Origin of the sequence: Streptomyces abyssomicinicus, from assembly GCF_008974245.1 — a bacterium.
In the GTDB taxonomy this organism is placed as follows: Bacteria; Actinomycetota; Actinomycetes; order Streptomycetales; family Streptomycetaceae; genus Streptomyces; species Streptomyces abyssomicinicus.
The window spans coordinates 167,621-191,389 of record NZ_BBZI01000008.1 but is presented as its reverse complement, the minus strand read 5'-3'; the positions used below and the strand labels follow the sequence as shown (position 1 = coordinate 191,389).

18 protein-coding genes are annotated in these 23,769 nt (G+C 73.6%); 13 read left to right on the top strand and 5 right to left on the bottom strand.

The annotated features are described in order from the left end of the window. Positions 1–597: 597 nt before the first annotated feature. The 5 genes from GBN72_RS17790 (at position 598) to GBN72_RS17770 (ending at position 5,246) form a co-directional block, all read left to right on the top strand. Positions 598–2,508, top strand: a complete 1,911-nt coding sequence (locus GBN72_RS17790) for an ATP-binding protein (RefSeq protein WP_151772836.1) — start codon at positions 598–600, stop codon at positions 2,506–2,508. A gap of 111 nt (positions 2,509–2,619) precedes the next feature. Next, positions 2,620–3,036, top strand: a complete 417-nt coding sequence (locus GBN72_RS17785) for a roadblock/LC7 domain-containing protein (protein ID WP_151773291.1) — start codon at positions 2,620–2,622, stop codon at positions 3,034–3,036. Next, the gene (locus GBN72_RS17780; protein WP_151772835.1) at positions 3,033–3,389 is read left to right on the top strand and encodes a DUF742 domain-containing protein; all 357 of its coding nucleotides are present in this window, start codon (positions 3,033–3,035) and stop codon (positions 3,387–3,389) included. Before GBN72_RS17785 ends, GBN72_RS17780 begins: the two co-directional genes overlap by 4 nt. Then, positions 3,370–3,987, top strand: a complete 618-nt coding sequence (locus tag GBN72_RS17775) for a GTP-binding protein (RefSeq protein WP_151772834.1) — start codon at positions 3,370–3,372, stop codon at positions 3,985–3,987. Before GBN72_RS17780 ends, GBN72_RS17775 begins: the two co-directional genes overlap by 20 nt. Continuing rightward, a complete protein-coding gene (locus GBN72_RS17770) occupies positions 3,984–5,246 on the top strand; it encodes a cytochrome P450 (protein WP_151772833.1) in 1,263 nt (420 codons plus the stop codon). Before GBN72_RS17775 ends, GBN72_RS17770 begins: the two co-directional genes overlap by 4 nt. 236 nt (positions 5,247–5,482) lie before the next feature. Here the strand turns inward: GBN72_RS17770 and GBN72_RS17765 are convergent, their stop codons facing one another. The 5 genes from GBN72_RS17765 to GBN72_RS17745 form a co-directional block, all read right to left on the bottom strand. Then, positions 5,483–6,709: a cytochrome P450 gene (locus tag GBN72_RS17765; protein WP_151772832.1), complete on the bottom strand. Its 1,227-nt coding sequence runs from the start codon at positions 6,707–6,709 to the stop codon at positions 5,483–5,485. 337 nt (positions 6,710–7,046) lie between these two features. Continuing rightward, positions 7,047–9,383, bottom strand: coding sequence for a transglutaminase TgpA family protein (locus tag GBN72_RS17760; protein WP_151772831.1), 2,337 nt, complete (start codon positions 9,381–9,383; stop codon positions 7,047–7,049). Continuing rightward, positions 9,383–10,771 (bottom strand): DUF58 domain-containing protein, encoded by a 1,389-nt coding sequence (locus tag GBN72_RS17755; protein WP_151772830.1) that lies wholly within the window; start codon positions 10,769–10,771, stop codon positions 9,383–9,385. Before GBN72_RS17755 ends, GBN72_RS17760 begins: the two co-directional genes overlap by 1 nt. After that, positions 10,771–11,754, bottom strand: a complete 984-nt coding sequence (locus GBN72_RS17750; RefSeq protein ID WP_151772829.1) for an AAA family ATPase — start codon at positions 11,752–11,754, stop codon at positions 10,771–10,773. The genes GBN72_RS17755 and GBN72_RS17750 overlap by 1 nt, the downstream gene beginning before the upstream one ends. A gap of 267 nt (positions 11,755–12,021) precedes the next feature. After that, entirely contained in the window at positions 12,022–12,567 is a 546-nt protein-coding gene (locus GBN72_RS17745; protein WP_151772828.1) for a beta-class carbonic anhydrase, read from the bottom strand. A 428-nt stretch (positions 12,568–12,995) separates the two neighbouring features. Here GBN72_RS17745 and rsmH point away from each other — a divergent pair, with 428 nt between their 5' ends. From rsmH to ftsW, 8 genes are all read left to right on the top strand, one after another. Next, positions 12,996–13,961 carry a 16S rRNA (cytosine(1402)-N(4))-methyltransferase RsmH gene (rsmH, locus tag GBN72_RS17740; protein WP_151772827.1) on the top strand — a complete coding sequence of 322 codons (966 nt, stop codon included), beginning with the start codon at positions 12,996–12,998 and terminating at the stop codon, positions 13,959–13,961. Positions 13,962–13,998: 37 nt separating this feature from the next. Then, a complete protein-coding gene (gene ftsL / locus GBN72_RS17735) occupies positions 13,999–14,559 on the top strand; it encodes a cell division protein FtsL (protein ID WP_151772826.1) in 561 nt (186 codons plus the stop codon). Further along, positions 14,556–16,562: a peptidoglycan D,D-transpeptidase FtsI family protein gene (locus GBN72_RS17730; protein WP_151772825.1), complete on the top strand. Its 2,007-nt coding sequence runs from the start codon at positions 14,556–14,558 to the stop codon at positions 16,560–16,562. Before ftsL ends, GBN72_RS17730 begins: the two co-directional genes overlap by 4 nt. A gap of 46 nt (positions 16,563–16,608) precedes the next feature. Then, positions 16,609–18,294 carry a UDP-N-acetylmuramoyl-L-alanyl-D-glutamate--2,6-diaminopimelate ligase gene (locus GBN72_RS17725; protein WP_174887155.1) on the top strand — a complete coding sequence of 562 codons (1,686 nt, stop codon included), beginning with the start codon at positions 16,609–16,611 and terminating at the stop codon, positions 18,292–18,294. Between the two features lie 4 nt (positions 18,295–18,298). After that, positions 18,299–19,717, top strand: coding sequence for a UDP-N-acetylmuramoyl-tripeptide--D-alanyl-D-alanine ligase (locus tag GBN72_RS17720; RefSeq protein ID WP_151772824.1), 1,419 nt, complete (start codon positions 18,299–18,301; stop codon positions 19,715–19,717). Next, positions 19,714–20,787 carry a phospho-N-acetylmuramoyl-pentapeptide-transferase gene (gene mraY / locus GBN72_RS17715; RefSeq protein WP_151772823.1) on the top strand — a complete coding sequence of 358 codons (1,074 nt, stop codon included), beginning with the start codon at positions 19,714–19,716 and terminating at the stop codon, positions 20,785–20,787. Before GBN72_RS17720 ends, mraY begins: the two co-directional genes overlap by 4 nt. Then, positions 20,769–22,241, top strand: a complete 1,473-nt coding sequence (gene murD / locus GBN72_RS17710; protein WP_151772822.1) for a UDP-N-acetylmuramoyl-L-alanine--D-glutamate ligase — start codon at positions 20,769–20,771, stop codon at positions 22,239–22,241. The genes mraY and murD overlap by 19 nt, the downstream gene beginning before the upstream one ends. Before the next feature lie 148 nt (positions 22,242–22,389). Further along, a complete protein-coding gene (gene ftsW, locus GBN72_RS17705; RefSeq protein ID WP_151772821.1) occupies positions 22,390–23,766 on the top strand; it encodes a putative lipid II flippase FtsW in 1,377 nt (458 codons plus the stop codon). Positions 23,767–23,769 lie beyond the last annotated feature (3 nt).

Here is a 23,769-nt window from a genome sequence, read left to right as displayed (position 1 = left end):
ACCGGTGGCGCGGTGCCCCGCTCCCCCGTGCCACGACTCTGCCGGAGCGGCCCGCCCGGGACATCCGCTCGGATACTCATTCCCGATCTGAGTACCTGGCCCCGTTCCCCGTTCCCTGTTTCCCGTTCCCTGTTTCCCGTTCCCCGTTTCCCGTTTCCGTTCCTCCGCCCTGTCCCCCGGCCCCGTGCCCGCCTCCAGCGCCGTCCCGGGCGGGGCGTTCAGGCCGTGCGGTCCCGTAACTTGGCCGAAAGTCGACCGGATTCGGTGCAGGCGACACTCACCCGCCGTCAACTGGCTTGTGTAGTACAAGAATTGACTATCCGTCATCTTGCGTTGTGCCCCATTCCCGTGCGTGTCCGGGCGGGGCGCGCTGCTCGGTCCGCATGTACCACGGGGCCGCGCGTTTCCGGTGACATCGCGACGAACTCCCGATCCGCGCGATCAGTTCCGTCGAGCGGATCAACGCGCCGTGAGGGATGGCTAGCATGACGCTCGTGCGGCCGAAACACTCCGTTCCTCTCGCGCAGCGGCCTCGATGCCGTCGAGCAGCGGCCGCCCCGCTCACCGCCAGATCCCCCTGACCGAGGGACCCGTCTGATGTCAGTGCCTGTTCCACCCGGCCAGCAAGACCGGGGCAAGGCCTTCCTCCCGTCCTCGGCCGCCTGCTCGGCGCTGCTCGGGGTGACCGCCGCGGCCGTCGCGGCGACGGCGGTCGTCGCTCCGGGCGACGCCTTACCGTGGACCCTGGCCGTGGGGGGTGCGGCCTGGGTGGTCCTGGGCCTCACGGTCCTCGTCGGCCGCCGGCTCGCCTCACGGGCCGCGAAGGCGGTGGCCGAGGCGCAGGCGGAGAGCGCCCGGGCCCGGGCACAGGCCGAGCTGCTCACCGCGCAGGTCTCCCACCTGCTCCTGGTGACGCTGCCGGCCCTCACCGACGACCCGAACGCCGCCGTCGACCTGAACGATCCCCGGGCCTGGCCCGACCCGCACACCCGCCGCCTCGCCCACGCGGTGGCCGTCGCGGTCGGCCGGAGCGCCCAGCACGCCGCCCACGTGGAGGCCAGGTACCAGGAGACCCGGTCCGCACTGGACGGGGTGCTGGCCGACCTGGACAGGCTGGAGAAGGAGACGCTGCCGGCCGCGGTGACCGCACTGCGCGAGGGGCGGTCGGCCGACACGGTGCTGGCCGGCGTCGAACTGCCGGCGCACCCCGTGGTGCGGGCCACGGCCGAGACGTCCATCCGCGCGCTCGCGGTCGGCGAACGCCGCGCCGCCGCTGCACAGGCGGCCTCGGCGAAGGCACTCGGCCGCGTCCAGGCCAAGGCCGTCCGGATGCTGGCGGACCTGCGGGAGATGCAGGAACGCCACGGCGAGGAGGTCTTCGGCGACCTGCTGAAGCTGGACCACAGCACCTCGCAGCTGGGCCTGATGACCGACCGGCTGGCGCTGCTCATGGGCGGCAGGTCCAGCCGCGCGTGGAACAAGCCCATCATCATGGAGAGCATCCTGCGCGGCGCGGTCGGCCGTATCGCCGCCTACCGGCGGGTGCGTCTGCACTGCTCCACCACCGCGGCGATCTCCGGCCACGCGGCCGAGGGCGTGATGCACCTGCTCGCCGAGCTGATGGACAACGCCGCGAACTTCTCCCCGCCCATCGACGAGGTGCACGTCTACGCCGAACACCACAGCGCCGGGATCGTCGTCACCGTCGAGGACAGCGGGCTGAGGATGGCCGCGGCCGCGATGCGCCGCGCGGAGGAGGCCGTGGAGGGACGCGTCACGGACCTCGCCTCGCTCCAGGGCACCCGTGTCGGCCTGGCCGTCGTGGGCCGCCTCGCCGTGAAGCACGGCATCAGCGTCAACTACCGGCCGTCTTCCCGCGGCGGCACCGGAGTCGTCGTCCTGCTGCCCCTCCACCTGCTGGCGCAGCGGCGCGAACCCGTCACGCACGACCGCCCCGCCGTCCCGGCCGTCGCGCCCACCGCGGCCCTGCCCGTCGGCGGGGACGTCACGACCCGGGACACCACCACCCGGGACACCACCACGCGGGACACCACGACCCAGGAACTCGGGCGGGACGCCGGCGCGGTGGAGCACGGACGGTCCGGACCGTCGCGGCGTACCGGGACCGCCGAGCGGCTCCCCGTCCGGCCGGCGCAGCAGCCCGCCCCGGAGGCCGCGCGGGGGCGCGCGGCCGGTCCGGAGCGGGAGCTGACCGCGCGGGTGCCCGAGCAGCGCGGACGCCGGCCGGACGCCGCCGGCACACCCAACGGGCTGCCCGTCCGGGCCCCCGGCCGGACCATGGCCGACGCCGAGCGGGAGCGGGAACGCCGCAGGTCGGCCGGGCCGGCCGACGGCACCCCTTCCGGCCGGAGGTCCGGGAGCGACGCGGGCGCCCGGTTCGGGGCGTTCCACCGCGCGCGCCGGTCCGGCGGTGACACCGCCGACGGGACGGCCGACGAGACCGCCGGCCCCGGACCGGCCGGCACCGAACCCCCCGTCGCCCCGTAGCGCGACGCCTTTCCCCCCAACAGGACGACGGCGCCGTCCTGTTCGACCCCGTGAGATTGGAGGACCGGGGCGGTGGACCGGCGCACCCGGCACCACCGCCCCGACACCCGCATGCAGACCACCGACAACAGCCTCAGCTGGCTCCTGAACAACCTGCTGGAGCGCACCACCGGCACCCGGCACGCACTGGTCCTGTCCAGGGACGGACTGAAGCTGTGCTGGAGCGAGAACCTCTCCTTCGACCAGGCCGACCAGCTCGCCGCCATCTGTTCCGGCATCCAGGCCCTCGCCCAGGGAGCGTCGGTGGAGTTCGGGGACGGCACCGGCGGCGTGCGGCACTCGATGACCGAGTTCCACGGTGGTCTGCTGTTCGTCGTGGAGGCCGGGGAGGGCGCGCACCTGGCGGTCCTCGCCGACGAGGACGCGGACCCGGGCGTGGTGGGCCACCAGATGACGGAACTGGTCGAGCAGATCGGCGAGCACCTGCGGGCCGAGCCACGGGATCCGGCCGGGGACGGCACCTCATGAGGCGCAGACCCGTGGACACGGGCGACCCCGACCGGCTCTACACGGTGACCGGGGGACGCCACCGGGCCGGCGAGTCCCTGGACCTCGTCACCCTGCTCGTGAGCGAGTGCGAGCCGACGGCGGGCATGCAGTCGGAGCACGCCCGGATCCTGGAGCTGTGCCGTCACCCCACAGCCGTCGTCGAGGTCGCCGCGGAACTGCGCCTGCCGATCACGGTGGTGCGCATCCTCCTCGCCGACCTGCTGGACGCCGGCCGCGTCACGGCCCGCCATCCACGGGCGGCGCCGTCCCTCGCCGGCCTGCCCGATTCGCAACTGCTCAAGGAAGTGCTTCATGGGCTCCGCAACATCTGAGCTGCCCTCCCTGCGCCTGCCGCTGACGGACCGGGCGGAGACCGGGCTGAAGATCGTCGTCGTGGGCGGCTTCGGCGTCGGCAAGACCACCCTGGTCCGCTCGGTCAGCGAGATCCGGCCGCTGAACACCGAGGAGGTGATGACCCGGGCCGGCGTCGGCATCGACGAGCCCGATCCGGCGTCGCGGAAGAGCACGACGACGGTCGCCTTCGACTTCGGGCGGATCAGCCTCAACGACCGCATGGTGCTGTACCTGTTCGGAGCGCCCGGGCAGGAACGCTTCTGGTTCCTGTGGGACCGGCTCTTCGCGGGAACGCTGGGCGCGGTGGTCCTGGTGGACACCCGCCGGGTGGACGACTGCTGGTACGCGATCGACAGGCTCGAGCACCACCGGACCCCGTTCGTGGTGGCGGTCAACCGCTTCGAGCAGGACGGGGTCCGCTACTCCCTCGGGGAGATCCGCCAGGCGCTCGCCCTCCCGGCGCACGTGCCGATGGTCGAGTGCGACGCGAGGGACCGCCAGTCGGCCAAGGACGTGCTGATCACCCTCGTGGACCACCTCTACGACATGGCCATGGCCCAGGAGGCGACACCGTGACCGCAACCGGACACCCGCTCCCGCACGACGCGCCGCCCGGGTGCCCGGCGCACCCGGGAGCGGTCCCGCTGGCGGGGCTGGAGTACCAGCAGTCACCGGCACAGCTGTACCGCGCCCTGCGCCGGGAGCACGGCTCCGTCGCGCCGGTGCTGCTGGAGGGCGGCATCCCCGCCTGGCTGGTGCTGGGCTACTCCGAACTCACCTACGTGACCCACCACGACGAGTTGTTCGCGCGCGACTCGCGGCGCTGGAACCAGTGGGAGAGGATCCCGCAGGACTGGCCGCTGCTGCCGTTCGTCGGGTACCAGCCCTCGGTGCTGTTCACCGAGGGCGACGAGCACCGCCGGCGCGCCGGAGTGATCACCGAGGCCCTGGAGGGCGTCGACCAGTTCGAGCTCGCCCACAACTGCCGGCTGATCGCCGACGAACTGATCGCCCGGTTCGCCGGGAGCGGCAGCGCCGAGCTGATGACCGGCTACGCGCACGCCCTGCCGATGCGGGCCGTGGTGCAGATGTGCGGCATGCCCGCTTCGGGAACGGACACCCGGCAGCTGGTGGACGACCTGCGCATCTCCCTGGACGCGGGGGAGGGCGACGATCCGGTGGCCGCGTACGCCCGGGTGGCCGACCGGCTGCGGCGGCTGGTCGACGAGAAGCGGGCCGCGCCGGGCCCGGACGTCACCTCCCGCATGCTCGCCCACCCGGCGGGCCTGACCGACGAGGAGATCGTCCAGGACCTGATCTCGGTGATCGCCGCCGCGCAGCAGCCGACCGGCAACTGGATCGGCAACACCCTGCGCCTGCTGCTGACCGACGAACGCTTCGCCGTGAACGTCTCGGGCGGCAGGCTCAGCGTGGGCGAGGCGCTCAACGAGGTGCTGTGGCTGGACACGCCCACGCAGAACTTCATCGGGCGATGGGCCGTCGGGGACGTGCAGCTGGGCGGCCGGCAGATCAGGGCCGGCGACTGCCTGGTCCTGGGGCTCGCGGCGGCCAACAGCGACCCGCAGATCTGGCCGGAGGGGCACGTGGGCGCGGAGAACGCCGCCCACCTCTCCTTCAGCAACGGGGAGCACCGCTGCCCCTATCCCGCTCCGCTGCTGGCGGACATCATGGCGCGCACCGCGGTGGAGACGCTGCTGGACCGGCTGCCCGACCTGGTGCTGGCGGTGGACCCGGAGGAGCTGACCTGGCGGCCGTCGATCTGGATGCGGGGCCTCACCGCGCTCCCCGCGCACTTCACGCCGGTCGTGGGGTGAGGCCGCGGGCGCCGCGGCGCCCGTACCGCGCCCGGGGCCCGCGGCCTCACCCCCGGCGCCGCACGGACACCGCGGCGCGGGCCCCCGGCGCCGCACGGGCACCGCCGGGCCCTGGGCGCCGCGCGGACACCGCGGCCGGGCCCTGGGTGCCGCGCCGCGGCGTCAGCTCCGGCCCCGGGCCCGCGCAGGCCCCCGGTGCCGCGCAGGCGCCGGGGTGCCTGCACGGCACCGCGGCGTCAGCCGGAGACCGGCGTGAACCGCACGGGGAGGCGGTCCGGACCGCGGGTGAAGACGCCCTGCTCGGCCGGCTCGAAGCCCTCGGCGACCCGGAGGTCGGGCATGGCGTCGAGCAACTGGCCGACCCCGATCTCCACCTCCGCCTTCGCCAGCAGCGCGCCGACGCAGAAGTGCCGGCCGAGCGCGAAGGCCAGATGGTCGGCGGCGGCGGAGAACGCCGTCGTGGTGGTCAGGTCGTCACGGAAGATGTCGAAGCGGTCGGGGTCGGCGTAACGCCGGTCGTCGCGGTTGGCGGCGCCGATCAGGCAGGTGACGGTGGCGCCGGCCGGTACGGTGCCGCCGCTCAGTTCGACGTCCTGCGCCGACTGACGCATGATCATGTGGACCGGCGGGGTGAACCGCAGGGTCTCGGCGAAGGCCCGGGGGATCAGGCCGCGGTCCTCCCGGACGGCGGCGAGCTGGTCGGGGTGGCGCAGCAGATTGGCGAAGATGCCGGCGATGGCCTTGTCCGTGGTCTCGCCCCCGGCCGCCAGCAGCAGGCTGCAGAACGCCTTGATGTCCTCGTCGCTCATCCGGACGCCGTCCACCTCCGCCGCGCAGAGCGTGGACAGCAGGTCGGTGCCGGGCCGGTCACGGCGTTCACGGATGATCGGCAGCATGTACTCGGCGAACTCCGCCCGGGTCCGCTCGCCCGCCGCGGCCACCTCGGGGTCGCCGGACAGATTGCCGAGGAACGCGATGACGGCCGTGTACCAGCGGTGGAACCGCGCGTGGTCGGCCTTGTCCAGGCCCAGCATGTCGGCGATGACGTTGACCGGGAAGCGGGTGGCGTAGTCGGCCACCAGATCCGCCGAGCCGTTGTGGCGGAAGGCGTCGATCAGCTCCCGCGAATTGCGCTCGATGACGGGCAGGAACTTCTCCTGCAGGTCCGTACCGCGGAAGGCGGGCGCCACCAGGGCACGGCGCACCGCGTGCTCGCGCCCGCTCAGCTGCAGGATCGTCTTCCCGTGGACGGGCTCGATCTGCCAGTCGTAGTTGTCGGTGGTGAACTGGCCCTGCTTGTCCTTGAACACGCGCTCGACGTCCTCGTAGCGCGAGACGATGTAACTCCGCGTGGCCTCGTGCCACAGGAGGGGCGCGCTGTCCCGGAAGACGCGGTACGCGGGGTAGGGATCCGCTGCGAACTCCGGCGAAAGGATGTCGGGCACCTGCTGCGCGGTGGACATGAAGCTCCCTGGGTCGAATTCGGGTCCCGCACAAGCTAGTTGACGAAGCATCAGCAAGGACAGGTCCGCCCGGACCCAGAAGCGGCACCGCACCCCCGGCATCAGGAACCCGCCTGCCCGGGGCCCGCCTCTCCGGGGCCCGCACCCCCGGGTAGGCCTCCCCGGGTCCGCCTGCCCGGTCGTGCGGACCCGGGGGAGCCGGCGGCGGCTCCCCCGGGTACCGGCCGCCCGGCGCCCGGTGCGGTGGCGCCCGGTGCGGTGGTGGCCGGTACGGCGGTGGCCGGTACGGCGCCCCGGTGCCGGCCTCCGCCGCCGGGGGCGCCGCCCCCGGCGGCCGTCAGGCGGCGCGCCGCGACAGCCGGGACCGGACCCCCGCCATCCAGGACGCGAGCGCCCAGCGGACGCGGGCGGCCGAGCGGGGGGCGAGGAGAGCCCGCAGCCGCGTGCCGCGGCCGACCGATCCCCGCAGCACCGCACACACGCCGCGCACGTCCGCGGCCAGTCCCGGCGCCGCCCGCGCCCGCGGCGCGTACAGCACCTGTTCCACCGCGGACGCCACCCGGTGCACCGCCTCCGCCGTGGCCGGGTCCAGGCGACCGCCGCGCACGATCCGCTCCGCCGCCCGACGGGGCGTCAGCGAGTCGTCCGGCGGCAGGCCGAGGTCCCAGGCGCTGTCCGTGAGCTCGCGCCACACCCGCAGCGTGTGCGGCAGCACGTCCGCCTCGCCCCTGCCGTGCGCGCCCAGCCGCAGCGCCCGCACCCGCAGCCGCCACAGCATCGGCGTCAGGGGCAGCAGCAGCGCCGCCAGCCCGGCCGCCGTCCACAGCAGCGTCCCGGGCCAGCGCGGTCCGCCGCCCCCGTCGGCCACCAGCGCCGGATCGGTCGGCTCGGGACAGGCGTCCAGCCGCTTCAGCTCCACCGTGCAGCTGACGCTCGCGGAGGGCCGCGCGCTGGGCTCGGCCGACGCGGTGTCCTCGACCGCCGCCTCCGAGGGCCGGGCGGACGCCCCCGGGGCGGTCTCCGGCCGGGTGTACTCCGGCTGGGTGCCCCGCGTCGGCGTGGGCTCGAACCGGGTCCACCCGACACCCTCGAAGTACAGCTCCGGCCAGGCGTGGGCGTCCCGCAGGGTCACCTCGACGCTGCCGTCGCCCTGCTCGGAGCCGGGTGCGAAACCGACCGCCACCCGGGCCGGGATGCCCAGCGACCGCGCCATCGACGCCATCGCGAAGGAGAAGTGGATGCAGAACCCCTTGCGATCACGCAGGAAGCGGGTGATCGCCCTCGAGTCCTCGCCCACCTCCACCTGGGTGTCGTAGCTGAAGTTCCCGGTCCGCGAGAACCACTCCTGGAGCGCGACCGCCTGCTCGTAGGCGTTGCGCGAACCCTTGGTGACCTCGCGGGCCCGCTCGCCGACCTCCTCGGGCAGCGAGGCCGGAAGCTCCGTGAGGTTCCGCAGCTCCGGGCCCGGCGCCGGCGCGGCGGCCAGCTGTTCGCGGGTCGGCAGCACCTCCAGGCTGGCCACCTGCCAGCTCTTGTCCGCGGTGGTGTCCTTGCGCCCGCCGATCACGGTCATGCCCACCGGGTCGAGCCGCCAGTCGCCGACCGCGTCGGCCCAGGTCGCCGGGTAGGGCATCGGCAGGTGCCGCTGCCGGTACCAGCCGGCCGCCGATATCCGGCTGGTCACCTCACGCCGGTCCACCTGGAGGCCCAGCCCCGGCGGCGTGGGGAAGCGGTCCGGCAGGTCCACGGTCCGCCGCGGCGACGCCTCCCAGGTCTTCCCGTCGAACTCGTCCAGGGAGACGATCCGCAGGTACAGGTCGTCGGTCCGCCGCGAGGTGGTGCGCACGGTCAGCGCCGTGCGGTCGTCGGTCTCGTTGAGGTTGTCCCGCAGCTCCACCAGCAGGTCGACGGAATCGACCGGGCCGGAGCCGCCCGGGCCGTCGCCGGAACCGGCGCCCGCCATCAGGCTGCCGCCCAGGGAGGGCAGGGCGACCGGCGCCAGCAGCGCAACCCCGAGCGCGACCGCACCGATCCGGCGGCCGGTCCGCTGTCCGGAACGGGCCGGGGAGACCGAGCCCGCGCCGCCGAACGCCCGGCCCCACCGGGTCAGCCGCTCCCGGCCGTCGGCCAGCAGCAGCGCCAGGTACCCGGCCGCCGCCGCGCAGAACGTGAACCAGTGGGTGCCCTCGTCGGAGAGGCCCGCGGCGACCGAGTACAGCGCCAGCAGCGGCAGACCGGTCGGGGCGGCCAGACCGTAGGTCACCGCCAGGGCGTCCACCAGCAGCGCGATCACCAGCACGCCGCCGATCAGCAGCAGCGCTATGCCGTCGGTCAGCGGAGCGGGAGTCGTGTATTCGCCCACGTCCCGCACGCCCTGCCCGGCCAGGTCCGCCAGGCGGCGTACCGCGTCGGGGCCGGGCAGCAGCCAGGCCACCGCCTGCTGCCGGGCGAAGTAGAACGACAGCAGGGCCAGCGAGGCCACCAGCTGCACGGCGACCACCGTGGGCCGGGGCATCGACAACCGCCGTGCCGCCGCGCCCACGCCCGCCGTCAGCAGGACCGCCAGGAACGCCCGCGGATACCAGGAACCCCTGTCGATCAGTGGAAGCAGCGCCGTCGCCGTGAGCAGCGTCGCCGCCACCGAGGCCAGCGTCATCCTGGTCCTGACGCCCATCACCGGTCACCGCCTCCCGCCGCGCCCACGCGCTCCCGCTCCGCCCGCTCCCAGACCGTGGCCATCGCGACGCCGCGCGGCGCCCGCACCACCGTCCAGCCGGCCTCCCGCAACACCCGCTCGGCCGCGGACGGCGCGGGAGCGCCACCGACAGGAGGGCCCACCCGGCCCCCGCCGCCCGGGTCGCCCGGGTCGTCCGCGCCCCCCGCGCCCCCCGCGTCGGCGTCGTCGGCGTCCTCGGGGACGAAGGCCACCGCACCGCCGGCGCGGTGCCGCATCCGCGCGACGATCCGGGCCTGCTCCTCGTCCAGCGCGCCCAGGAACGCCACCAGCAGCCCCTCACCGCCCTGGCGCAGCGCGTCCCGGGCGCGCGACAGCCCCGCCCCGTCGGAGTGGCCGATCACGGCCAGGGTGTCCATCAGCAGCCCCGCCGCCTCCGCCGTCCCGGCGCCCGCGCCCCCGAAGGAGGCGGTGCCCTCGCCGGGTTCCTGGCTGCCGGTGTCGGTCAGCAGCCGCACCGAGAAGCCGCGCTCCAGCATGTGCGTCAGCACCGAGGCCGCCCCGGACACCGACCACTCGAACGCCGACCCCGGTCCCGCGCCGCGGTAGGCGATCCGGCGGGTGTCCAGCAGCACCGTGCACCGCGACCGGCGCGGCTGCTCCTCACGGCGCACCATCAGCTCGCCGTGGCGCGCGGTGGACCGCCAGTGCACGCGGCGCAGGTCGTCGCCGTACCGGTAGCCACGCGGCAGCACGTCGTCCTCGCCCGCCACCGCCATCGAACGCCGCCGCCCGTCGCCGTACCCCTGGGTCCCGCCGCCCAGCCGCACCGGCGGCAGCGGCTCCACCCTGGGCACCACCGTCAGCGTGTCGTGCGCCGCGAACGAGCGGGTCAGCTCGCACATCCCGAACGGGTCGGCCAGCCGCAGCTCCAGGGGACCCAGCGGATACCGGCCCCGCAGGTCGGACCGGACCCGGTAGGACACCTCGCGCCGCCCGCCCGGCTCGATCCGGTCCAGCACGAACCGGGGGCGGGGGCCCAGCACGTACGGCACCCGGTCCTGGAGCATCAGCAGCCCGGTGGGCATCCGGGAGACGTTGTCCACCCGCAGCCGCACCCGGGCCTCCGCGGCGGCCGGCACGCGCGCCGGGGACAGCCGGCGCGAGGACGTCACCCGGTGCCTGGTCCGGTGCACCGCGACCGCGCACAGCAGCGGCAGCGCCGCCAGCAGCAGCCCCACCCGCAGCAGGTCCTCCTGGCCCAGCACGTACGCGCACACCCCCGCGGCGATCCCCGCCGCGAGGAACGAACGCCCCCGGGTGGTCAGCCCGGCCAGCGCCACCCGCAGCCCGGCCGGACCCCGCGCGGTCCGCCCCCCGGGCTCCATCACAGACCCCGCGGGCCCGGCGAGGCGGGCACCGGCGTGTGCGCCAGGATCTCCCGCACCACGACGTCCGCGGTCCGACCGCCCAACTGCGCCTGGGCGGTCGGCAGGAGGCGGTGCGCCAGGACCGCCGGGGCCAGCGCCTGCACGTCGTCCGGCAGCGCGTACTCCCGCCCGGCCAGCGCCGCCGACGCCTTCGCGGCGCGCAGCAGGTGCAGCGTGGCGCGCGGCGAGGCGCCCAGTCTCAGGTCCGCGTGGGCCCGGGTCGCCGCGACCAGCTGCACCACGTACCGGCGGACCGGCTCCGAGACGTGCACCTCGCGGACCGTCTCGATCAGCTTCACGATGTCGTGCGCGTGCGCCACCGGCTGCAGGTCGTCCAGCGGGGACGCCCCGCCGTGCACGTCCAGCATCCGCAGCTCGGCCTCCGTGCCGGGGTAGCCGATGGAGACGCGCGCCATGAAGCGGTCCCGCTGCGCCTCCGGCAGCGGATAGGTGCCCTCCATCTCCACCGGGTTCTGGGTGGCCACCACCATGAACGGGCTGGGCAGCGGATACGTCTGCCCGTCGATGGTGACCTGCCGCTCCTCCATGGACTCCAGCAGCGCCGACTGGGTCTTCGGGGAGGCGCGGTTGATCTCGTCGCCGATCACCATCTGGGAGAAGATCGCGCCCGGCTTGAACTCGAAGTCCCGCCGCTGCTGGTCCCAGATCGAGACGCCGGTGATGTCCGTCGGCAGCAGGTCCGGGGTGAACTGGATGCGGCGCACCGAACAGTCCACGGACCGGGCCAGCGCCTTGGCGAGCATGGTCTTGCCGACGCCCGGGACGTCCTCTATCAGGAGGTGGCCCTCGGCGAGCAGGACGGTCAACGAGAGCCGCACGACCTCCGGTTTGCCCTCGATCACCTGCTCGACCGCGTTCCGTATCCGCTCCACCGTCGCGGTCAGATCGAAAAGGTTCTCTCGGTCGTCATAGGTCGTCACCCCGGCCCTCCTCAGCCCTCAGCCCCGTCACATCTCCTGAGGGCCGGCGAAAGTCCCGTGTCCCCCCGCCCGCATTGTTGTTGGCGGAGGTCCCGCCTGTCATGACCTGTGGACAACCGGCCGGGCCGCCCGGCGGGGCCTGTGGACGACGCGTGCGGTTTTCGCGGGGTTTGTCACCCCTGGAGGTGAACGACGAAGACCCGGCCCCGGGGGAGGACCCCGGGCCGGGCCGGACGGACGGTGTCGGGAGGGCGGCGGCGCGGGCCGTCAGGCGGCGTCGATCTCCCGCAGCAGACCCGTCCTCACGTCGAAGACGAACCCCCGGACGTCGTCGGTGTGGAGCAGGAACGGCGAGGTGCGCACCTTCTGCATGGACTGGCGGACGTCCTGGTCGACGTCACGGAACGCCTCCACCGCCCACGTCGGGCGCTGGCCGACCTCCATCTCCAGCTCGTGCCGGAACTCCTCGGTGAGGGACTCCAGGCCGCAGCCCGTGTGGTGGATCAGCACCACGCTGCGGGTGCCGAGCGCCCGCTGGCTGATGGTCAGGGAGCGGATGACGTCGTCGGTGACCACACCGCCCGCGTTGCGGATGGTGTGGCAGTCGCCCAGGTCGAGGCCGAGCGCGGCGTGCAGGTCGAGCCGGGCGTCCATGCAGGCGACGACCGCCACACCCAGCACCGGACGGGCGTCCATGCCGGGATCGGTGAAGGCCGCGGCGTACCGCTGGTTCGCATCGACGAGGCGGTCGGTCACGGTGCCGCGGACGTCGGCCCCGGAGGAGGCGGAGCCGGCAGAAGCAGAAGTCGACATGGGGAAGACGTTACTGGCCGCTTCCCGTCCCGACACTTGCGGAACAGGACAAACAGAGCCGTCGATCTTCTGTGTGAGGTAACCCACAGGGGTGGAGTGCATTGCGCCGCACGGGTGATTCCTTCCGTAACGAGGCACCATCGCCTCGGCACGGGGCGACTCGCAGGGCAGTTGATTGACCGGCAGACAGGGTGGACTAAAGTGGCGCGAAGCGGGAGGCGAGACACGCGAGACTCTCCCCGCTGGACCGAATTCCGGAGAGTCCGGGCCGAGCACGCCCGGGATCTCCCCACGTGCGCGGCGCGTACGTGCGGCTCGGCCTCCTCCCGCTCCCGGCCGGCCGACGCTCCCGGCGCCGGCAGGCCTCCCCTTCGCGAGCGGGCGGGGACCCGGTTGCTCGTGGCGCCGCGCGGACCTGAGAGGGCCCCTTGAGCGAGAGCCGACATGTCCCTGTGATGCTCCGGCGGTGCCTGGATCTGCTGGCGCCCGCACTGGAGCGGCCCGGAGCGGTCGTCGTCGACTGCACCCTCGGCCTCGGCGGGCACAGCGAGGCCATGCTCACCCGCTTCCCCGAGGCCCGGCTCATCGGCCTGGACCGCGACAAGGAGGCGCTGCGTCTGTCGGGTGAACGGCTCGCCCCATTCGGCGACCGCGCCACCCTGGTGCACGCCGTCTACGACGAGCTGCCCGAGGTCCTCGACCGCCTCGGCATCCCCCGCGCGCACGGCGTCCAGGGCGTCCTGTTCGACCTCGGCGTCTCCTCCATGCAGCTCGACGAGGCCGACCGCGGCTTCGCCTACGCCCAGGACGCCCCCCTGGACATGCGCATGGACCAGACCACCGGGATCAGCGCGGCCGAGGTCCTCAACACCTACCCGCCCGGCGAACTCGTCCGCATCCTGCGCGCGTACGGCGAGGAGAAGCAGGCCAAGCGGATCGTCTCCGCGATCGTCCGCGAGCGCGAGAAGGAGCCGTTCACCACCAGCGCCCGCCTGGTCCAGCTGATCCGCGACGCCCTGCCGCAGGCCGCCAAGCGCACCGGCGGCAACCCCGCCAAGCGGACCTTCCAGGCACTGCGCATCGAGGTCAACGGCGAGCTGGGCGTCCTCGAGCGGGCGATCCCGGCCGCCGTGAAGGCGCTCGCCGTCGGCGGACGGATCGGCGTGCTGTCGTACCACTCGCTGGAGGACCGGCTGGTCAAGCAGGTCTTCGCGGCCGGCGCCGCCACCACCGCGCCGCCCGGCCTGCCCATCGTGCCCGAGGAGTACCAGCCCCGGCTGAAGCTGCTCACCCGCGGTGCCGAACTGCCCACCGACGAGGAGATCGCCGAGAACCGGCGGGCCGCCCCCGCCCGGTTCCGCGGAGCGGAGCGGATCAGGGAGGACGTCAAATGAGCGCCGGGCGTCGCGCCAGGCACCCCGGGGAGGGCGGATGAGCGGAGAACCCCGCCTGAGGGGCCGGGCGGCACGGCTCGCGTCGCTGCTGCCCACCGGGACCAGCCAGGCCGCCCGTACCCCGTTCGTGCTGCTCGTGGTTGCCCTGCTCGGAGGCGGGCTGATCACCCTGCTGCTGCTCAACTCGGCGCTCAGCGAAGGGTCGTTCCGCCTGTCGGACCTGCGGGGCGAGACCAAGACGCTGACCGACGAGGAGCAGGCCCTGCAGCGCGACGTGGACGCCTACGCGCAGCCCGACGCGCTGGCCCGCCGCGCGCAGGAGCTGGGCATGGTGCCCGGCGGCGACCCCGCCTTCCTGCAGCCCGACGGAACCGTCCGCGGCGAGCCGGGCCCCGCCACCGCGCCGCCCCCGTCGGCGGGAGCGTCCGGCTCACCGGGCGCCGCCGGCCCCGGTGGCACCCAGGCCCCCTCCGGCAGCGGGGAACCGCGCGGCTCCGCCGCCGCGTCCCCCACCGCGCCGGGATCCGCGGGCGCGGCGGCCACGCCGTCCGGCAGCCCCGCGGCGTCCGACCCGAGTTCTCCGACCCCCGGCAGGTGACGGAAGTGCCCGACAGGCAAGCCCAGCGACGCCGCGTCCCCGCTCCCGCCCGGCAGGGCCGCGCCGGAGCCGCCGGCCGCCGCCCGTCCGGCACCGGCGGCCGCGGCGCACGGGGCGGCGGCCGGCCCACGCCGCCGCGCCGCCCCTCCGGAGCCAAGCCGCTGCGGCTCGGCAGTCCCCGCCCGCGGCTGCGCCTGATCGGCCTCGCCCTCACCCTGGTGCTCTCCGCCTTCCTGGTGCGGCTGCTCCAGGTCCAGGCGGTCGACGCGAGCACCTACACCGCCAAGGCCCAGCAGAACCGCTACGTGGACCAGAAGGTCGAGGCGGAGCGCGGCGCCATCACCGACCGCAACGGCGTCGCCCTCGCCAGCAGCGTCGCCGCCGACGACATCACCGCCGACCCGACGATGTTCACCCGCAAGGCCACCGGCGTCGACGACGCCCCCGAACAGGCCGCCGAACTGCTCACCCAGGTCCTCGGCGGTGACGGGGAGGACCAGGCGGAGATCGCCCGCAAGCTGCGGACGAAGAACACCATGTACGTGCTGCTCGCCCGCCGCCGCACCCCCCAGGAGTGGCAGCAGATCGCCGACCTCAAGGCCGAACTGGCCCGCCAGGAGAGGGAGGGCTCCGGCGTGGTCAACGTGCTGGCCGGTGTCTTCTCCGCCCCCAGCAGCAAGCGCGTCTACCCCAACGGCGACCTGGCGGCCACCGTGCTGGGCTGGGTCGACGCCGAGGGCGAGGGCGGCGGCGGCATCGAACGGCAGCTCCAGGAGACCCTGGCCGGCCGCGACGGCGAGATCCGCTACGCGCAGTCCGGCGGCCGCCAGGTGCCCACCGCGGGCCTGAGCGAGAAGCCCGCCGTGCCCGGCTCCACCGTCGAGCTCACCATCGACCGCGACATCCAGTGGGCCGCGCAGAAGGCCATCAGCGACCAGGTGGCGAAGTCCGAGGCCGACCGCGGCTACGTCATCGTCCAGGACACCCGCACCGGGGAGATCCTGGCCATGGCCAACGCCCCCGGCTTCGACCCCAACGACCTCTCGGAGGCCGATCCCGCCGCCCTGCGCAACGCCGCCGTCGAGGACGCCTACGAACCCGGCTCCACCGCCAAGGTGATCTCCATGGCCGCCGTCCTCGACGAGGGCGTGGCCACCCCGCTGACCCACGTCACGGTGCCCAACCGGCTGCACCGCGGCGACCGGCTCTTCCGCGACGACATCGACCACGAGACCTGGCACCTCACGCTCAACGGCGTGCTCGCCAAGTCCAGCAACATCGGCACCATCATGGCCACCGGCCAGCTGGGCGACACCCAGCGGGAGGCCAACAAGGTCCTCCACTCCTACCTGCGCAAGTTCGGCATCGGGCAGCCCACCGGGCTCGGCCTGCCCGGCGCGACCTCGGGCATCCTGGCCCGGCCCGAGGACTGGTCGACCTCGCAGCAGTACACGATCCCCTTCGGCCAGGGCGTCTCCGTCAACGCCCTCCAGGCGGCCTCCGTCTACTCGACGGTCGCCAACGGCGGCGTGCGGGTGGAACCCACCCTGGTCCGCGGCACCCGCGGCCCCGACGGCCGCTTCACCGCGGCCGAGGAGCCGGAGAAGAAGCGGGTGATCAGCGAGAAGACCGCCCGCACCCTCTCCCGGATGCTGGAGTCCGTGGTCGATGACGGCGAGGGCACCGGCACCAAGGCGCGCATCCCCGGTTACCGGGTGGCCGGGAAGACCGGCACCGCCAACCGGGTGGATCCCAAGACCGGCAACTACCGCGGTTACACGTCCTCCTTCGCCGGATTCGCCCCCGCCGACAAGCCGCGGATCACCGTCTACTGCGTCATCCAGAACCCCACCGAGGGCAGCCACTTCGGCGGACAGATCTGCGGTCCCGTGCACAAGCAGGTCATGGAATTCGCCCTGAAGACCCTCCAGATCCCGCCCACCGGAGAGGAACCGGCCCGACTGCCCGTCACCTTCGACCCCGAAGCCGCCCGCAAGCCGTGAGGCACGGCGTCCCCCGTCAGCACCGCCCAGAACACCAGGAAAGCCCGTGACGACGATCACCTCCGGCCCCGGTCCCGCCGACGGATCCGGCCACGCCCCGCCCGGCCCCTCGCTTCGCTCCGGCACCCCCGCGCCCGGTACGCTCACCGCCGTGCCACACGCTGATCAGTCCCCCCACACGCAGGCCGCGTCCGCGAAACCCGCGGGGCCGCCGAGGCCCGAACGGACCGGCGCCACCCCCCTCGCGGAGCTGGCCCGATCGCTCGGCGCCCCCGGTCCCGCGAGCGGCGCCGAGGTCACCGGCATCACCCACGACTCCCGCGCCGTGCGCCCCGGCGACCTCTACGCCGCCCTGCCGGGCGCGCGCGCCCACGGCGCGGACTTCGCCGCCCAGGCCGCCGCCCTCGGCGCGGCCGCCGTGCTCACCGACCCGGTCGGCGCCGACCGCGCCGCCGCCACCGGCCTGCCGGTCCTCGTCACCGAGGACCCGCGCGGCCGGATGGGCGAACTCGCCGCCACGATCTACGGCCGCCCGGGGGACGCCCTGCTGCAGATCGGCATCACCGGCACCTCCGGCAAGACCACCACTGCCTACCTGGTCGAGGGCGGACTGCGCACCGCGCGTTCCACCGGCCTGATCGGCACGGTCGAGACGCGCATCGGCGACGAGCGCATCAAGTCCGAGCGCACCACCCCCGAGGCCACCGACCTCCAGGCCCTCTTCGCGGTGATGCGCGAACGCGGCGTCGACGCGGTCGCCATGGAGGTCTCCAGCCACGCCCTGGTGCTCGGCCGGGTCGACGGCTGCGTCTTCGACGTCGCCGTCTTCAACAACCTCAGCCCGGAACACATGGACTTCCACCCGGACATGGAGGACTACTACCGGGCCAAGGCGAGCCTCTTCACCCCCGCACGCAGCCGCCTGGGCGTGGTCAACCTCGACGACGAGCACGGCCGCCGCCTCGCCCGCGAGGCGGGCGTCCCGGTGATCACCTACTCCGCCGACGGCAGCCCCGACGCCGACTGGCGCGCCGAGGACGTCGAGACCGGACCGCTGGACTCCACGTTCACCGCGGTCGGCCCCCAGGGCGAGCGGATCACCGCCCGCGCCCCGCTGCCCGGCTGGTTCAACGTGGCCAACACCCTCGCCGCGATCGTCGCCCTGGCCGCCGCCGGACTCGACCCGCAGACCGCCGCCGACGGCGTCGCCGCGGTGCCCGGCGTCCCCGGCCGCCTCGAGCGCGTCGACGCCGGACAGCCCTACCTGGCCGTCGTCGACTACGCCCACAAGACCGACGCCGTCGAATCGGTGCTGCGCGCCCTGCGCATGGTCACCGAGGGACGCGTCCACGTGGTGATCGGCTGCGGCGGCGACCGCGACACCACCAAGCGGGGCCCGATGGGCGCCGCCGCGGCCCGGCTTGCCGACACCGCCGTGCTGACCTCCGACAACCCCCGCTCCGAGGACCCCCTGTCGATCCTCGCCGCCATGCTCGAGGGCGCGGCGTCGGTGCCCGCCCACGAACGCGGCGAGGTCCGGGTCTTCGAGGACCGGGCCGCCGCCGTCGAGGCCGCCGTCGCGCTCGCCCGGCCCGGCGACACCGTGCTCGTCGCGGGCAAGGGCCACGAGCAGGGCCAGGACATCGCCGGGGTCGTCCGGCCCTTCGACGACCGCCAGGTCCTCCGCGAAGCCGTCCAGAAGACCCAGGCACTTCAGAAGACCCAGGGATGAACCAGTGATCGCCCTCTCCCTCGCCGAGATCGCAGAAGCCGTCGGCGGGCAGACGCACGACATACCGGATCCGTCGGTCAAGGTCACCGGATCCGTCGTCCGCGACTCCCGGGACGTGACGCCCGGCAGCCTCTTCGCCGCCTTCACGGGCGAGCGCGTCGACGGCCACGACTACGCGGCGCAGGTCGTCGAGGCGGGAGCCGTCGCCGTCCTGGCGTCCCGTCCCGTCGGCGTGCCCGCCATCGTCGTGGACGACGTCCAGGCCGCCCTCGGCGCGCTCGCCCGCCACGTGGTGACCCGCCTCGGCGCCACCCTCGTCGCCCTCACCGGCTCCGCCGGGAAGACCAGCACCAAGGACCTCATCGCCCAGGTGCTGCGCCGCAAGGCGCCCACGGTCTTCACCCCGGGCTCGCTCAACAACGAGATCGGCCTGCCGCTCACCGCGCTCAGCGCCACCGAGGAGACCCGTTTCCTGGTGCTGGAGATGGGCGCCCGCGGCATCGGCCACATCCGCTACCTCGCCGGGCTCACCCCGCCCCGGATCGGCCTCGTGCTCAACGTGGGCAGCGCCCACATCGGGGAGTTCGGCGGCCGGGAGCAGATCGCCCAGGCCAAGGGCGAACTCGTCGAGGCGCTGCCGTCCGCCGAGGACGGCGGGATCGCCGTGCTCAACATGGACGATCCGTACGTCAAGGCCATGGCCTCCCGGACCAAGGCGAAGACGGTCTTCTTCGGCGAGTCGGACGAAGCGGACGTTCGGGCCGAGAACGTCCGACTCACGGACACCGGACGCCCCGCGTTCCGCCTTCACACACCCTCCGGGTGCAGCGATGTGACGATGCGCCTGTACGGTGAGCACCACGTGTCGAACGCGCTCGCCGCGGCCGCCGTCGCCCATGAGCTGGGCATGTCCGCGGAGGAGATCGCCATCGCGCTCTCCGAGGCGGACTCCCTCTCCCGCTGGCGTATGGAGGTCACCGAGCGCCCGGACGGCGTGACCGTCGTCAACGACGCCTACAACGCGAACCCCGAGTCCATGCGAGCCGCCCTGCGCGCGCTCGTCGCCATGGGTGAGTCCGCACGGGCCAAGGGGGGCCGTACGTGGGCGGTGCTCGGCCAGATGGCCGAGCTCGGGGACGAGGCGCTCGCCGAGCACGACGCCGTCGGACGGCTCGCCGTCCGGCTCAATGTCGGCAAGCTCGTCGCGGTCGGTGGCCAGGAGGCCCGCTGGCTGCAACTGGGCGCATACAACGAGGGTTCGTGGGGTGAGGAGTCGGTGCACGTGTCCGACGCAGAGGCGGCGATCGACCTGTTGCGCAGCGAGCTGCGACCGGGGGACGTCGTCCTGGTGAAGGCGTCCCGGTCGGTGGGGCTCGAGAAGGTCGCCGAGGCGCTGCTCGAGGGTGAGGTCGCCGCCCGATGATGAAGCAGATCCTGTTCGCGGGAGTCATCGGCCTCTTCCTGACCCTGATCGGCACCCCGCTGCTGATCAAGCTGCTGGCCAAGAAGGGATACGGCCAGTACATCCGCGACGACGGACCGCGCGAGCACCACAGCAAGCGCGGTACGCCCACCATGGGCGGCATCGCCTTCATCCTGGCGACGGTCATCGCGTACTTCGCGGCCAAGCTGATCACCGGCTACGAGCCCACGCTCTCCGGCCTGCTGGTCCTCGGACTGATGGCCGGCATGGGCCTGGTCGGCTTCCTCGACGACTACATCAAGATCGTCAAGAGGCGTTCGCTCGGCCTGCGGGCCAAGGCGAAGATGGCCGGCCAGCTCATCGTGGGCATCGCCTTCGCGGTGCTCTCGCTGCAGTTCGCCGACATCCGGGGCAACACCCCGGCGTCCACCCGGATCTCCTTCGTCGAGGACTTCGGCTGGTCGATCGGCCCGGTCCTCTTCGTGGTCTGGGCGCTGTTCATGATCCTCGCCATGTCGAACGGCGTGAACCTCACCGACGGCCTCGACGGCCTCGCCACCGGCGCCTCGGTGATGGTCTTCGGCGCCTACACCTACATCGGCATCTGGCAGTTCCAGGAGTCCTGCGCCAACGCGGGCACCCTCACCAACCCCAGCGCCTGTTTCGAGGTACGCGACCCGCTCGACCTCGCGGTGGTCTCCGCCGCGCTGATGGGCTCCTGCTTCGGCTTCCTGTGGTGGAACACCTCCCCGGCGAAGATCTTCATGGGCGACACCGGTTCGCTGGCCCTCGGCGGCGCGTTGGCCGGCCTCGCGATCTGCTCCCGCACCGAGCTGCTGCTCGCGCTGCTGGGCGGTCTGTTCGTCCTCATCACCATGTCGGTGGTCATCCAGGTCGGCTCGTTCAAGCTGACCGGCAAGCGGGTCTTCCGGATGGCGCCACTTCAGCACCACTTCGAACTCAAGGGCTGGTCCGAGGTCCTGGTCGTGGTCCGCTTCTGGATCATCCAGGGCATGTGCGTGATCGTCGGACTGGGCATCTTCTACGCGGGATGGGCGGCCAACAAGTGACCCACGGCCAGGAGTGGCGGGGGGAAGACCTGCGGGGGAAGAACGTCACCGTCGCCGGGCTCGGAGTGTCCGGCGTCCCGGCGGCCAAGGTCCTCGTGGGCCTGGGCGCGCACGTCACCGTCGTCAACGACGGCGACGACGAGCGCGCCCGCGCCCAGGCGGCCGAGCTCGCCGAACTGGGCGTCACCGTCCGCCTCGGCGACGGCACGGCATCCGACAGCGGCTCCGCCGCGGACCTCCCCGACGGCACCGAGCTGATCGTCACCGCGCCCGGCTGGCGGCCCGACAAGCCGCTGTTCGCCGCCGCCGACCAGGCCGGCGTGCCGGTCTGGGGCGACGTCGAACTCGCCTGGCGCCTGCGCGACCTGGACGGCCGCACCCCCGCCCCCTGGCTCTGCGTCACCGGAACCAACGGCAAGACCACCACCACCCGGATGCTCGCCTCCATCCTGGAGGCCGCCGGACTGCGCACCGCCGCCGTCGGCAACATCGGGGTCTCGCTGCTGGACGCCGTGCTCGGCGACACCGAGTACGACGTCCTCGCCGTCGAGCTCTCCAGCTACCAGCTGCACTGGGCGCCCTCGCTGCGCGCCCACTCCGCCACCGTCCTCAACCTGGCACCCGACCACCTCGACTGGCACGGCTCCATGGCGGCCTACGCGGCCGACAAGGGCCGGATCTACGAGGGCAACCAGGTCGCCTGCGTCTACAACAAGGCCGACAAGGCCACCGAGGACCTGGTGCGCGAGGCGGACGTCGAGGAGGGCTGCCGCGCCATCGGCTTCACCCTCGGCACCCCCGGCCCCTCCGAGGTCGGCGTCGTCGACGGCATCCTCGTCGACCGCGCCTTCGTCGAGAACCGGCAGAAGAACGCGCAGGAGCTCGCCGAGGTCACCGACGTCCAGCCCTCGGTGCCGCACAACATCGCCAACGCCCTCGCCGCCGCCGCCCTGGCCCGCGCCTTCGGCGTCCCGGCCACCGCGGTCCGCGACGGCCTGCGCGCCTTCCGGCCCGACGCCCACCGCATCGCCCACGTCGCCGACGTCGACGGCGTCGCCTACGTGGACGACTCCAAGGCCACCAACACCCACGCCGCGGAGGCCTCCCTGGTCTCCTACGAGTCCGTGGTGTGGATCGCCGGCGGACTCGCCAAGGGCGCCACCTTCGACGAACTGGTCACCCGGGCCGCGAAGCGGCTGCGTGCCGTGGTGCTGATCGGCGCCGACCGCGCGCTGATCCGCGAGGCACTGGAACGCCACGCGCCCGAGGTACCGGTCGTCGAACTCGACCGCACCGACGACGGCGCCATGGCCGCCGCGGTCGCCGAGGCCCGCGCCCTCGCCCGGCAGGGCGACACCGTGCTCCTCGCACCCGCATGCGCGTCGATGGACATGTTCGCCAACTACAACGCCCGTGGCGAGGCGTTCGAGACGGCGGTCCGCGAACTGGGCTGACGCACAGGGCGGTCGGGGGCCTCCCCGACCGCCCTTTCGCATCCTGTCCGCCGTCCGCGCGCCCGCCGGGGCCCCGCGCGCCCGGCGGGTCGGGCCCCGGGCTCCGGGGAAGGCGTGGTTGGATCGGTCGCCGATCGGAAGGGGTGCCATGGAACGCAACGGGACGAAGCGGCCCGCCGGCCCGGGCCGCCGTACCGCCCGCGTGCCCGCGCCCGCCACCGCGCCGCGCGCGCGACCGGCGCGGGAGAACCCGCTGCGCCGCGCGGTCGACCGGGCCCGCAAGGCCTGGGACCGCCCGCTGACCGCCTACTACCTGATCCTGGGCGGCAGTTCGCTGATCACCGTGCTCGGCCTGGTGATGGTCTACTCGGCCTCCCAGATCACCGCGCTGCGCTACTCGCTGCCCGGCGCCTACTTCTTCCGCAAACAGCTGCTCGCCGCCGTCATCGGCGGCCTGCTCCTGCTCGCCGCCTCCCGTATGCCGGTCAAGCTGCACCGGGGGCTGGCCTACCCGATCCTCGCCTGCTCGGTCTGCCTGATGATCCTGGTGCAGATCCCGGGGATAGGGATGGCGGTCAACGGCAACCAGAACTGGATCCCGCTGGGCGGCAGCTTCCAGATCCAGCCCAGCGAGTTCGGCAAGCTCGCCCTAGTCCTCTGGGGCGCCGACCTGCTCGCCCGCAAGCAGGAGAAGCGGCTGCTGAGCCAGTGGAAGCACCTGCTGGTCCCGTTGGTCCCGGTGGCCTTCCTGCTGCTCGCGCTGATCATGATCGGCGGCGACATGGGAACCGCCATCATCCTCACCGCGGTCCTCTTCGGCCTGCTGTGGCTGGCCGGGGCCCCCACCCGGCTCTTCGCCGGCGTGCTGTCCGTCGCGGGCGCCATCGGCCTCTACTTCATCACCAGCAGTGACAACCGGATGGCCCGCCTGGCCTGCCTGGGCGCCACCGACCCCGGGCCGCAGGACCAGTGCTGGCAGGCGCTGCACGGCCTCTACGCGCTGGCCTCCGGTGGCCTGTTCGGGTCGGGCCTGGGCGCGAGTGTGGAAAAATGGGGACAACTGCCCGAAGCCCACACCGACTTCATCTTCGCCGTCACCGGTGAGGAACTGGGCCTGGCGGGGACGCTGTCGGTGCTCGCCCTCTTCGCCGCTCTAGGCTATGCGGGCATCCGCGTGGCCGGACGCACGGAGGATCCCTTCGTACGGTACGCCGCGGGAGGCGTGACCACCTGGATCACGGCCCAGGCCATGATCAACATCGGTGCGGTGCTCGGTCTGCTGCCGATCGCCGGAGTCCCCCTCCCGCTGTTCTCGTACGGCGGATCCGCCCTGCTGCCGACCATGTTCGCCGTCGGGCTGCTGATCGCGTTCGCGCGTGACGAGCCCGCCGCGCGGGCGGCGCTTGCGATGCGCCAACCCCGCTTTGGTAAAAAGCGTGCGGGGAGGAACCGGCCGGTCCGGGAACCCCGCAGATGGAACACGATGCGACGGCGCGCCTCGGCGCGCTCGTCCGGAGAGCGGTGAATT